This is a genomic window from Peribacillus sp. TH27 (assembly GCF_016650915.1).
GTDB classification, from domain to species: domain Bacteria; phylum Bacillota; class Bacilli; order Bacillales; family DSM-1321; genus Peribacillus; species Peribacillus butanolivorans.
On the sequence record NZ_JAEKEV010000002.1, the window covers coordinates 223,955 to 237,400 of the forward strand.

A 13,446-nucleotide genomic window follows, 5' to 3' on the forward strand; every position below is an offset into this window, starting at 1 on the left:
TTTGAAAGCAAATAGCTAAAAGATTTATAAAAAATTTAACTATTATTACTCAGGATTTGTAAATATTTAAATCCTTGAGCTTTATTCCAGAAAAGGGCGCTTTTATGAAGTAACTAAAGCCTAATAAATAAATAGTGATGGCTGGAGTTAGTATAGTTTCATGAACACATTTTAGTTAAGTCCTTACAATGATAAAAAAATCATATAACTAGGATTCTTTTAAAAGAAATTAGATTCCTATAGATTCCACAGCTACAATGTGTGAGTTACAAGTTACTGATTCAGGAAAAAAGAAAAAGGTCATTTATATATGTATGTGGAGATAGTAGCATCCCTAAAGATGAGGATAAACTGCGGCAGTAATAATGAAAAATGCTTTGGACAATACCAAGCGAAGTGTGGTAAATCAAAAACTAAATAAGGTACTTGTTAATATCTACTTTAATATGTTTTCATCTGAATCAATTTTTAAGCCTATTGAATCAGAATAGCAAGAAGTAAAAAAGTATGAGTAGGTAGGCTCATTTCCATGCACTTGCACATTATATCAATGAGCAAGGATTCACAGGAATGACTTTATAGAAGCACAGTGCACCTACTGGTCAGCAAAGATAGCCAGAAACTAGCGGAGTTTGCGTCTTTTAATGAAAGTTGTCAAAAGGTAAACGATGATAAAACGTTTTATATTTGTGAGAATTACGTTTGTTACAAGCCGATTACGGATACAGAAATGGCGATCAATTTATTAACCCGGTAATTTTACCGGGTTTTTGGTTGCTTTTTATATAAAAAAAGGCATATGATAAATAAGGAGTCTCAATCAGAAAAGATATTAAACGAAAGAGGATTTTAAATGATTACAATAAAAAGTGAACGAGAAATACATTTGATGCATGAAGCAGGAAAGCTTCTTGCCGCGACGCATAGAGAAATCGCTAAAATGATTAAGCCGGGCATTACAACTTGGGAAATTGAAGAGTTTGTCGACAAATATCTAGCAGAGCACGGTGCAACGCCGGAACAAAAGGGCTATAATGGCTACAAATATGCAACTTGTGCATCTGTGAATGATGTAATTTGCCATGGTTTCCCGCAAAAGAAAGCCTTGAAAGAGGGAGACATCGTAACGATTGATATGGTTGTGAATCTTAATGGTGGATTGGCGGATTCAGCGTGGACCTATGCAGTTGGTGAGGTTTCCGAGGAAGCTCAACGTTTGATGGATGTAACAAAAAATGCACTTTATAGAGGCATTGAAGTTGCCCGGGCAGGCAATCGCCTTGGTGACATTGGACATGCGATTCAATCTTATGCAGAAGGCGAAAAATTTTCTGTAGTCCGTGATTTCACAGGACACGGCATTGGTAAAACAATGCATGAAGACCCTACTGTTTTACATTATGGTAAACCAGGTAAAGGTGCTCGTCTGAAAGAAGGAATGGTCATCACAATCGAGCCAATGTTGAATGCAGGAACATGGCATATGAAAATGGACCAAGACGGCTGGACCGCTAGAACAACGGACGGCAAACTTTCTGCTCAATATGAACATACTCTTGTTATTACAAAAGAAGCTCCGATTATTTTAACGGAACAATAAGAGTATTTAAAAAAGCAACGACCTAATAATTGGCCGTTGCTTTTTTTATGTCGTAAATATCATTATTTATTAGAAAGAATACCTCGACAGAATATTCAGAATTCTATTCAACCAATAATAGATGAAATCCCAAACTATAGTACTAAGTGGATTAGGTATTAAAAACTTTACTATTATGTGGTAGCACAGGATAATAAGGGGAGGACGAAGAAATATTTATTCTAACGAGTTAACTGATACACAATATAAAGGAGGTTTTGACAGTGAAGAAAGGGGAAAAACTGTCTACAACGGTAGAATCGGTTGGTTTAAGTCAGAGAGAATTTTTAACGATTTTTTTACTGCATTCTTTAACAGTAAAAACAAATTATCCAAGGGCGATTCATCAGGACCTGAAAAATACGTTTACTGGAAAAGTGCATAGCTATGACTACTTATGTAAGATTTCTAATACTCTTGTCGAATCCGGCCATTTATCATTATACACGAACAAGGGAAGAAATTATTATCAAATAACGGAAAAAGGGAAAGAACTTTATAAATGGTACCAGGAGAATTTTCTAGAACGCTTTTCTGAAGTGAAAAATGTCATTGACCGCTTTATGTTCGATTTAAAAGGATCTGGTGAAAACCCTCCGGTTGTGAACGAACTTCCTGAGGAATACCGATCTTATTTCTCGAAAATAATATCCGTAAAGGACTTAGTCCGTTATGTCACATTGAAGGCGGCTTTCAAAAAGAAGCCCATTTATATGGGGGAAATAGGGGACCTGCTTAAAAATCAGTTCGGTTGGATTGCTTCTAACGGGTATTTATACGATTTATCACATGAAATGGAAGAGACCGGCCTGCTTGTTGGCAGATGGGAAAGTGAAAAACGAACAAAACGTTATTTACGAATTACGGATGAAGGACAACATCATTACAAACAGATTGCTGATTCAGCCGCATATCAAGTACAAGAAATTCAAAAATACATGGCCAGTGTGGTTATGTTTCTAAAAGATAAATCCTGACTGAGAAATGAACAATTCGCTCCAGTTCTAGTTTCCTGAAGAACAGATAAATCCCCTTTAGCTGATGTAATGGGATGGTTCGATGAACATGCTTAAGTTGAACCAATCAGGGGTAAATATTATATAAAACAGTTCTTATCAAGGGGGAATTCACATGGTAGAGAAACACGATGAAATGGGCAGTTTGTTTACGTTTATTAAAGGTCAGGTAAATAAATTACCTATTTCAGAATCGAAAAAGAACAAAATGTTCGATCAGCTTTTGAAGCTTAAAACGATGACGGTCGATGCGAGGGAACCCCGGATTGCTCTTGTTGGGAGGCGCGGTTCAGGGAAGTCATCACTGATTAATGCAATGTTTGGCCAAGAACGGCAATACGTTAGCTCCGTTAAATCTGGAACTGGTAAAGGTAAATGGCTTTGGTATCCGAGTGATTCTCAACCTAAAATTCGTCTGTTGGACTCTCGTGGATTGGGTGAGAGTGAGACTCCTACGGAAGACTATGAAGAAGAGACACCAATGGATGAATTAATTAAAGCGGTGACTGAGGAACAGCCGGATGTGTTTCTTTTCTTAATCAAAGCAAAAGAAACGGATTCTCGGATTGAAGAGGATTTACAAGAGTTAAGTAAATTGAGGAAAATTGTGAAAGATAAACATCATTATGATGTGCCAGTAATCTGTGTTATCACCCAGGTAGATGAATTAGATCCGCCACATTATAAACAAGTACCTTTTGATGCCCACCCTAAGAAAAAACAGCATATTGATGAGGCCATCGGTTTAATGGCTAAGCGGTTTAAAGAAAGTGAAATCCCACTATTAAACATCATTCCAATTTGTTCATATATTGATTTTGATGAAAAGGGAATAATTGAATATGACATGCGCTGGAATATAGATTTGCTTTCTGATTACTTAATTGAGGCCTTACCCAGTGAAGCGAAACTAAAGACTGCAAAGGCGATACAGAGCCAATTCGTTAAGAAAAAATTTGGGCGGACTATCGTAGGTACGTTCACGGCCATTGCCAGTCTAATCGGTGCCGAGCCAATCCCTTTTGCTGATTTTCCAATATTGACTGGTATCCAAGGACTGATGATTGTTGTGATTGGTTTTATCGCAGATAAAGATATCAATACGAAAACTGCCAGTGAATTCATCACAGCTTTAGGAATTAACGTCGGAATTGGTTTGCTTGTCAGGGAAGGTGTTCGAGCTGCAGTTCGATTCATTCCAGGTGCTGGTCTTGCTGTTTCAGGTGCGGTAGCGGGAGCTGTTACTTATGGTATTGGTCAAGCTGCCATTGCATATTTCATAGAAAATAAAGATATGAATCAAGCGAAAGAAGCTTATAAGAATGCTAATAAACAATATAAAAATGAAGACATTAACTCTTAATGTACAGATTCAAACTGTAATCACCACTAAAGTGATATGATAAAGGTGAGTTCTAGCAGATGCTGATTCCCCTGCTAGATGGTATAGGATATTGTTTTACATATATAGAAGGGATGATCTTCATGTCGTTTTTTCAATCAGCAGAGCAAAAAGAATATATACAAAAATTAGAGGCGGCGATTAAGTCTTTTTCCGGACGATCTGAAAATCTTGATGAATCAAAAGGCTTTCCTTTTGAAAACATTCAGGAATTAAAGGATTTCGGATATCCTAAATTAACGCTAGCAAAAGAGTATGGAGGTAATGGTGGATCCTTGTATGATTTCCTCCTTAGCCAGGAGAAAATAGCTGAGTATTGTGGTCCAACTGCCTTAGGAATCGGCTGGCATGTAGGAACGGTACTTTCTCTGACTGAAAAAAGACCATGGGAAAAAGAGGTTATGGACGAATTGTTTGATGAAGTGTCCAAAGGTGCCCTCATCAACACGGCAGCATCAGAGGCAGGAACAGGAAGTCCGACACGTGGAGGACGTCCTGAAACGACAGCTATCAAGAAAGGTAATCAATGGGTATTGAATGGCAGAAAAACCTTTACGACCCTATCACCTGTCCTAGATATTTTCCTTGTTACAGCCTGGGTACCTCACGATGAGCAACTTGGCACCTTTTTGGTTCATCGAAACATAAAAGGGATAAGTATAGAAGAAACATGGGATATGATTTCTATGCAGGGTACAGGAAGTCATGATTTAGTGTTAAATGAAGTCATCCTTCCAGATAAGTATTATGTCATGCAAAGCAAACCTGGCAAGAAGAAACCTGAATCATGGCTGTTACATATACCAGCCTGCTATTTAGGAATCGCGATGGCTGCAAGAAATTATGCAGTCGAATTTGCGAAAACTTATTCACCAAATAGCCTGCCGGGACCAATTCGAGATCTTCCTAATGTTCAAAGAATGATTGGAGAAATTGAACTGGAATTAAGTGAAGCACGCCATTTTCTCTATTCTGTCGCGGAAAAATGGGAAACACAAACTGAAAATCATGATGAATTATCGAAAGAGCTGGGTGCGGTTAAGTTATCAGTCGTAAACAAATCAATATCTATCGTTGATAAAGCGATGAGGGTCGTTGGGGCCAAAAGCTTACAACGGACGAACCCATTGCAACGTTATTACAGAGATGTACGTGCGGGACTTCATAATCCTCCAATGGACGATGCAACGATTACTATGCTCGCAAAAGCAGCTCTTTATTAAAGAATTATATTTGTGCTGCACTGAAATGACTGTTTCAGTGCTTTTTTTTTGTCTTTTTTGAGAAGTTCTCACCTATTCATTTTTTAGACTGAATCGACCGCTTCTTGTTTCGTATTCTATTATGTACTTCAGTGTTTTGCGCTTTTCTTTATTGAAAATTACTCAATAATTTTACTAGATTAAAATTCCCTAACTTGTTATGATTTATATGCATTTCAAAATTTTCGCAAAACATTGAAAGTTCGGTGTAGATATGAATCTTATGACCAAAGATTTACTGATTAACTTTTTATTAATTCTTCTTCCCATCTTTTTATTGCAAATGGTGTATCTAGTGAAATACGTGTACCGTTTAGATGCATTAAAAGGATGGTTCTTAGCCATTTTTCCTATTCTTTCACTTGTTCTATGTATGTTATTTCCAGTAGTAATAGAAGAACACTTTGTTTGGGATCTCCGATGGATTCCATTTCTTTTAGGTGGTTTATATGGAGGTTATCGATTAAGTTTTTTATTAATAGCTATCACTCTTATTATTCGATATTTGTCGGGGGGAGAAAATGGATTTTATATTTCATGCATCACTTTTCCGTTAATTGGTATTTCAATATCTTTTCTTTCTAAATACTATTTACAAATGTCTGTATTCAAAAAAATATCGTTGGTATTTTATTAATCTTTACTGTTCAGATTCTTACACAGTTTATTGCAACACAAATATTTGGAATCAATATAGGTATAAGTTTATGGAAACAATACTTTATAATCCAAGTCGTTGGCATTGTTATTGTGATTATTCTGTGGGAGGCCATCCTTGCGAATTTTCAGATTTTAGAAAAATTAGCAAAAGCAGAAAAGTTACAAATCGTAAGTCACCTTGCTGCAAGTATTTCACATGAAGTTCGTAATCCCCTAACAGTAACTAGAGGATATATTCAAATGTTACAAGAGGAAGTTTCTTCGCAAACAAAGGTAAAGTATGCAAATATCGCTTTGAGGGAATTAGATCGAGCTACAGAAGTCATTAATGATTATTTAACGTTTGCAGCAACAACCCCTGAAAATAAAGAACACTTAAGAGTGTCCGATGAGATTCAGCATGCGGTAAATATTATTAAGCCCTTGGCAAACATGAATGGAATAGACATAAAATTATCGCTTTTGGAAGATGACGCTTATTATATCATAGGAGAAAGAAAAAAATTTCAACAGTGCTTGTTTAATATTTTAAAAAACGGCATCGAATCGATGCAAGTTAATGGTGAACTATACATACATTTAATCCATCACGCCCCAACTCTCCAAATTAAGATTCAAGATAAAGGCGTTGGCATGACAAAAGAACAAATAAGCCGCTTAGGTGAGCCTTATTTTACGACAAAAGAAAAAGGGACAGGACTAGGTATGATGGTTTCTTATAGTATTATTAAAAGTATGAATGGAACTATTAGTGTGTCAAGTGTGAAAGGGAAAGGAACTTGCTTCTGTATTAAACTTCCTATTCATAGAAACGAAAGTGATAGATTAAAGAATTAATCCATCCTAAGTTTGAGTGAATTGACGGTTTTGAGAGAATACTTTATCATTTAATTAAACTACCAATTATATGAAATAATTCAATAATGCATTTGATGCCAAAGGGAGATGATTTAAATGAAAACGCTTGCAGATGGACAAATCATTTGGGAACCGAGTAAAGAACAAATCGATCAGACGGTATTGAGTCATTACGTGAATTGGTTAAAGGAAAAGAAAGGTTTGGCGTTTCATAATTATCATGAGCTATGGAAATGGTCGGTTTATGAGCTAGAGAACTTCTGGGCGTCAATATGGGATTTTTGTGAAGTAAAAGCTGAAAGAAAATATGACAAGGTTTTAGCAGATAATTCGATGCCGGGTGCAAAGTGGTTTGAAGGATCGAGACTCAATTATGCAGAGAATGCATTATCGAATGATCAAGAAGATAAAACGGCGATTTTTTTCCGTTCCGAGCATATCAAGAAGCAAGAGGTAAGCTGGAAAGAGCTGAAAGAAAAAGTTGCCTCTGTCGCTCATTCATTAAGGAAACTTGGTGTGAAATCGGGTGACCGTGTTGTGGCCTATATGCCAAATATCCCTGAAACCGTCATAGCGTTCTTGGCAACAGCAAGTATAGGCGCCATCTGGTCGAGTTGTTCACCCGACTTCGGGGCAAGAAGTGTCATTGACCGCTTTAAGCAAATTGAACCGGTTGTTTTACTTGCAATTGACGGGTATCAGTATAATGGGAACGTGTATGATAAAACCTCAGTTGTTTCGCAGCTGCAAAAGGAAATAGCCACTATCAAGCATACAGTGTTGATTCCGTACATAGATAAAACGAACTTTGAGGTAAATCTGAAGAAAATAATTCCATGGTCAACCCTTCTAAACGAATCAGCGGATCTATCTTTTGAAAGTGTTCCATTCGATCACCCGCTTTGGATCCTCTATTCATCAGGTACAACCGGAATGCCAAAACCGATTGTACAGGGGCATGGGGGCATTTTATTGGAGCATTTTAAATCCACACGATTGCATCAAAGTATGACTTCCGAAGATACCGTTTTCTGGTTCATAACGACAGGTTGGATGATGTGGAACCTGCTAATGGGTGGTTTGCTTAATGGAGCGACAATAGTTCTTTATGACGGTAGTCCTTCCTTCCCTAACATGGATACTCTTTGGGAATTGGCTGAAGATACAGGCATGACATTCTTTGGAACAAGTGCCCCTTTTCTAACGAATTCTATGAAATTAGGAATCAAGCCAATGGAAAAATATAATCTATCGAAATTGAAAGCTCTTTTTTCTACAGGAGCTCCTTTATCAGGTGACGGATACAAGTGGGTATATGGAAATGTTAAAAAGGATATCTGGCTCAGTTCATCGAGTGGCGGAACAGATGTCTGTGCCGGATTTGTAGGAGGTGTGCCTACATTACCCGTTAGAATTGGCGAAATACAGGGACGGGCATTAGGTGTTCATGTCGAAGCCTTTGATGAACAAGGCCAATCTTTAATTAATGATGTCGGAGAACTGGTCATTACCAAACCGATGCCATCCATGCCGCTTTATTTCTGGAATGACAAAGATGGGATAAGATACTACGAGAGTTATTTTGATACGTATCCTGGTATTTGGAAACATGGTGATTGGATAAAAATTGACGATAAAGGCAGTTGTATCATTTATGGACGTTCCGATTCGACGATTAATCGTTCTGGAGTACGTATGGGTACAAGTGATATTTACCGGGTTGTTGAAGCGATTGACGAGGTAATGGAAAGTCTTGTTATTGATAGAGAAGTGCTAGGGCGTGGTTCTTCCTTACTGATGTTTGTTGTTCTTAAGTCTGGCAACAGTCTAGACCCTACCCTGAAAGCAAAAATTAAGGAACAAATTAGAGGGGATGTTTCTCCTCGTTTTATCCCAGACCAAATTTATGTCGTTGAGCAAATACCAAAAACATTGAACGGAAAGAAAATGGAAGTTCCGATTCGCAAAGTACTATTAGGTTTTGAGTTTGATAAGGTAGTGAATCCAGACTCTATGGGCAATCCAGAATCGCTTCAATTTTTCAAAGATTTAGCATTTGAATTAAATGAGGGAAAAATATTCTAAGAATACTGTGGCTTTAAAATAGAGTCGTGATGTTTAAAAAATGTTCCGACGAAGAGTGGTTAGATAAGATATCCTGTTTAATGCAGGATATTTTTTATTTAACGAAAGTAGTAGGTTGGTGAAAAAAGAGGGAAGTAACTTTTTTCTTAGAAGACAAGGTAGGATAGAGACAACGGAAGAGAAAAATTTGTTATCCATAAGATTGATGAAGAAGTCTCTTTGAGATTATTAAATGAAGATGACGCAGAAGGATTTTATATATAAAAAATGGCTCGGTTGGTTCGACAGCGGGAGAAGCTAAAAGGGTAAAGAAGTACCTAAAACACGTTTTAAATCTACATTCTGACTCAACGGATATTTATTAGTAGATAAGATCAAAACCCCTTGTTCAATATGGACAAAGGGTTTTGATACAAATAAAAGTATAACTTTTCGAGTTAGAAAAATTGTCAATCTCCACAAGGAAAGCTACTTTGTATGATCATCGCAGGAAAAAACCTGGGTTTTTGATTGTTCAAAGGCTCCCTGTGCTTTTCTAATTATTTCGCTAAGCTTTCTACCAATCGGTTTTCTTTCCAAATGACTGTAATACCAAGGCCAATGACGATAATGACAGCAGCGAAAAGATAAGGATAGTGGATGTTTATGTCAAATAGTAATCCTCCCATAGATGGCCCGGCGATATTCCCTAAGCTCGTATAGGTTGAGTTCATTCCAGCAACAAATCCTTGCTCTTTCCCGGCAGCTTTTGATAAAAATGTCGTCAATGCCGGACGAAGCAAGTCAAATGCAAGGAAGATGAAGCAAGTTACCACAAGAACTGCCAAAAAGCTAGAGATCATAGTGGACGCTACCGCAAAAATTGCACCGACGATTAAACATAATTGGATAAGCTTTTTTTCGCCGAGGATATCTACCAGTTTTCCAAACATAAATACTTGCACAACAACTCCGAAAATAGAGCTTATTGTAATGATAATTGCAATATCCTTCGGCGTGAAGCCGAATTTATGATCAGAAAATAGGCTAAAAACAGTTTCATAGGCCGATAAACCAAAAGCGAGTACAAATACAATGATGAACGCAATAAAGTAAAGTGGATTAAGTGATCTTTTTAAATCACCAATAAAGTTTGTTTGCTTTGTATTAGCAGAAACTTTTGCAAGCTGTTCCTTTGTCATCGGCTCTTTTAAAATGAATATTGATGAAAGGCATGCTAAAAAAGCAATGGCCGCTGCCAGGAAGAAGGGTAAGCGTATACCAAATTCTGCAATAAAGCCACCGATCCCAGGTCCTATTATAAAGCCCAAGCTAATGGCGGCTGAAATATAGCCCATTGCTTTTGGCCTTTCTTGAACAGATGTAATATCTGCAACATATGCAGTAACACCTGGCATAATAAAGGCGGCACTGATTCCCCCTAGGATCCTTGATAAATAAAACACGGATACGTTCGTGCCTACACCAAAGATAAGTTCTGAAACACCAAAAAGGAATAATCCGATAATGATGATTTTCTTTCTGCCGTAACGGTCAACCCAACGACCCGCGAATGGTGACATAACAAGCTGTGATACCGCAAATACAGCAACAAGATAGCCCATCGTACTTCCTGATAAATGCATGATATTCATAAATGACGGCATAACGGGGATAATGAGTCCAATTCCCAGAAAAGCAATGAATATATTGCTTAGAAGAATAATTAATACCGCCTTTTGTTCTTTTATTGTTTTCTCCATGTATCAACACCTCCTTTCTTTATGAATCATTGATGTGAAATACCTCTCCAAAATACTGTCCAAGAGGCTTCTAATTTATCCTTCAGCCGCTTCTCATCATTGCCATATACAAGCTCCAGCAAAATAGAATCGACTACTCCTAAGAAGGCAAAGGTCGGCGTTTTTGATACATCTCCGACTATTACTTTAGCATCGATCCAATCCTGAAATTTACTTTCCAGTATCACCTGCACCTTATCTTCTATATCGATTACTTCCTTTTCGATTGCTTTCGCAAGATGTGCTGGCGGAAAAAAAGACATACGTAGCCAAAACTTTAACTGCTCATTTTTTTGGAAAAGATCGATTACCAATTGTAGAAATCCGTATAAATCTGATTTAGGATTTTGTGAATCAATTTCACTGAAATATTGGAGTTTTGAAGATAATTCAGTCTCTTTAGCATCACGTAAAACTTGTAGAAAAAGATCATCCTTTCCTTTAAAATGTGCGTAAATGGATTGCTTTTTCATGCCGACTTCTTCAGCTATTAGAGAAAGGGATGCTCCTTCATAACCATGAATTGTAAAATATTTTAGAGCTGCCTCCTTAATTTCATTGCTTTTCAATAAAATCACCTCGAATCTAACGAACGTTCGTCAGTTATATTAGCAAATTAAATAAACATAAGCAAGTGGAAAATATATTTAGATATCTAAACAAATAATTTAATGTTAAATACTTTAGTAATAATAAATATTGTAATACAGATTATTATGTCAGGTATCGACTTACATAACCAAACGGGCCCTATCTGTAATATAGTGCAGCGCGGTAATGCAGAACGATCTTCAACCTAACAGGTGGATTTACTTCTATTACAGGGTTGCTACGCAACTTTTTTTATAAGTTGAGGTAATTTACTTATTATGGGAATCCGAACGATACTGAGAAATATGTTACAAAAGCATCTTAAATATCAACTTTTGAATAGCGACGAACTAAATATTTGCTTTGGTCTGACTAGACAATTTGAATTTGATAGTAGTTGTCTACCGTTATCGCCACTGCCTCTTACCAAAGAGGTAGAACGATAGGTATTTATTTCTTTGCAATATCCAGAAATACTAATCCAAAAAAGCGTACGAAGAATTTAATAATTCAGTTTTACCTGCCATGGATTCAAGAACAAACAACAAAATCAGATACAGCAATTTTAGGTATAGAAGAATTAATAATCGAACGGAATGAAAAATACATATATTTCATAATGTGAGATTTCTATAATAACCATCTAAAGGTAGGTGGAAGCGACGTCTTCTTCAACTTAACGGTGCTTTACTTCAATATCCGGAGCAGGTCAGCAGCACTTTTATGGAACTAACGGGGGCTTTAGCAGAAGAAGGTTCAATGAAATAATCAAACTTTTTTCAAAATGGAGTCTTTGTGTTAACAACCAAATAAGGTTACTTTTTATCAAACTTTATTACAAAGCTACAAATACAGGCGGAGCAAAATGGATCCGTCTTTTTTTGTCCCCATCTCTATTAGTTTTTGAACTGCTATTTAATAGTACCTATCAATTTTGCATGCTAAATCATGTTACATACATTCTATATAAAAAATTCTAAAACCACCTTTATCATTTTTCTTTTAAAACGAGACAAAACGAGACAACTATCTCATTTTGTCTCGTTTTGTTTCTCTAGAAAATAGATAAATTCCTAATATAGCGAATTTCCATTTTGGCACGTAAATTGCACTATATATTATTGACTCATTATTAAGATTGGGGGCTGGAATATGGAAACGATTCAAACTAAAGAAATTCAGTTATCACAGGACAAGGCTTATTGGATGTACAAAAAAATGCTTGAGATTAGAAAATTCGAAGACCAAGTTCATGAATCATTTGCTAAGGGAATCTTACCAGGATTTGTTCATTTGTATGCTGGGGAGGAAGCGGTGGCAGTAGGAGTGTGTGCCCACCTTACAGAAAAGGACAGCATTACAAGCACTCATCGGGGTCATGGTCACTGTATAGCTAAAGAATGCGACCTAAATGGAATGATGGCCGAAATCTACGGGAAAGTAACAGGTCTTTGTAAAGGAAAAGGCGGTTCCATGCATATAGCCGATTTAGATAAAGGAATGTTAGGCGCAAACGGTATTGTCGGAGGAGGCTTTCCACTTGCTTGTGGTGCAGCATTAACTGCCAAGTATAAAAAAACTGATCATGTAAGTGTATGTTTTTTTGGAGATGGTGCTAATAATCACGGCACTTTTCATGAAGGGATCAATCTTGCGGCTATTTGGAATCTTCCTGTTGTTTTTATTGCTGAAAACAATGGTTATGGTGAAGCCACACCTTTTAATTATGCTTCTAGCTGCAAAACAATAGCCGATCGTGCGATAAGCTACAATATCCCGGGAGTTCGAGTGGATGGGAAGGATGTAATTGCTGTTTATCAGGCAGCAGAAGAAGCAGTTCAAAGAGCTCGCAGAGGAGAAGGTCCTTCATTAATAGAATGCGTAACCTATAGAAATTATGGACACTTCGAGGGCGATGCTCAGAAATATAAAAAAGAACAAGACAAGAAAGAACATAAACAAGAAAAAGATGCTATTGCTCAATTTAGAAAATACTTACTGAATCAGAATCTGTTAGCTTCAACTGAATTGGTTTCCCTCGAGAATTCAGTTGAAGAGGCAATTAAACAAGCTGTTAAGTTTAGTGAAGAAAGCCCATATCCAGAGGCTTCCGATTTATTAAACGATGTTTATGTTTCTTATTAAACAATAA

The 13,446-nt window shown here is 36.9% G+C and carries 10 protein-coding genes; 8 read left to right on the top strand and 2 right to left on the bottom strand.

Annotation, left to right across the window (positions count from 1 at the left end; genetic code table 11):
- Window positions 1-853: 853 nt before the first annotated feature.
- The 7 genes from map to JFU24_RS02675 all read left to right on the top strand — a co-directional run bounded on the left by map (window position 854) and on the right by JFU24_RS02675 (window position 8,922).
- Entirely contained in the window at window positions 854-1,600 is a 747-nt protein-coding gene (map, locus tag JFU24_RS02650; protein WP_057215668.1) for a type I methionyl aminopeptidase, read from the top strand.
- 263 nt (window positions 1,601-1,863) lie between these two features.
- Complete coding sequence (locus JFU24_RS30970; RefSeq protein ID WP_056522848.1) at window positions 1,864-2,616, top strand: helix-turn-helix transcriptional regulator; 753 nt, start codon at window positions 1,864-1,866, stop codon at window positions 2,614-2,616.
- Window positions 2,617-2,770: 154 nt separating this feature from the next.
- Window positions 2,771-4,018, top strand: coding sequence for a GTPase (locus tag JFU24_RS02660; protein ID WP_201249453.1), 1,248 nt, complete (start codon window positions 2,771-2,773; stop codon window positions 4,016-4,018).
- Between the two features lie 122 nt (window positions 4,019-4,140).
- Window positions 4,141-5,280 (top strand): acyl-CoA dehydrogenase family protein, encoded by a 1,140-nt coding sequence (locus JFU24_RS02665; RefSeq protein WP_201184681.1) that lies wholly within the window; start codon window positions 4,141-4,143, stop codon window positions 5,278-5,280.
- A gap of 412 nt (window positions 5,281-5,692) precedes the next feature.
- Window positions 5,693-5,956: a LytS/YhcK type 5TM receptor domain-containing protein gene (locus tag JFU24_RS29995; protein ID WP_242485419.1), complete on the top strand. Its 264-nt coding sequence runs from the start codon at window positions 5,693-5,695 to the stop codon at window positions 5,954-5,956.
- A gap of 113 nt (window positions 5,957-6,069) precedes the next feature.
- Window positions 6,070-6,816 carry a HAMP domain-containing sensor histidine kinase gene (locus tag JFU24_RS30000; protein ID WP_342214660.1) on the top strand — a complete coding sequence of 249 codons (747 nt, stop codon included), beginning with the start codon at window positions 6,070-6,072 and terminating at the stop codon, window positions 6,814-6,816.
- Between the two features lie 117 nt (window positions 6,817-6,933).
- Window positions 6,934-8,922 carry an acetoacetate--CoA ligase gene (locus tag JFU24_RS02675; RefSeq protein WP_201249454.1) on the top strand — a complete coding sequence of 663 codons (1,989 nt, stop codon included), beginning with the start codon at window positions 6,934-6,936 and terminating at the stop codon, window positions 8,920-8,922.
- A gap of 539 nt (window positions 8,923-9,461) precedes the next feature.
- On the opposite strand, the gene JFU24_RS02680 is transcribed toward JFU24_RS02675, so the two are convergent.
- Together JFU24_RS02680 and JFU24_RS02685 are read right to left on the bottom strand one after the other, a co-directional pair.
- On the bottom strand, window positions 9,462-10,664 hold the full coding sequence (locus JFU24_RS02680) for an MFS transporter (RefSeq protein ID WP_201249455.1): 1,203 nt from the start codon (window positions 10,662-10,664) through the stop codon (window positions 9,462-9,464).
- A gap of 26 nt (window positions 10,665-10,690) precedes the next feature.
- Entirely contained in the window at window positions 10,691-11,272 is a 582-nt protein-coding gene (locus JFU24_RS02685) for a TetR/AcrR family transcriptional regulator (protein ID WP_201184675.1), read from the bottom strand.
- Window positions 11,273-12,446: 1,174 nt separating this feature from the next.
- On the opposite strand from JFU24_RS02685, the gene JFU24_RS02690 reads away from it, so the two are divergent.
- A complete protein-coding gene (locus JFU24_RS02690) occupies window positions 12,447-13,439 on the top strand; it encodes a thiamine pyrophosphate-dependent dehydrogenase E1 component subunit alpha (RefSeq protein WP_201224509.1) in 993 nt (330 codons plus the stop codon).
- Window positions 13,440-13,446 lie beyond the last annotated feature (7 nt).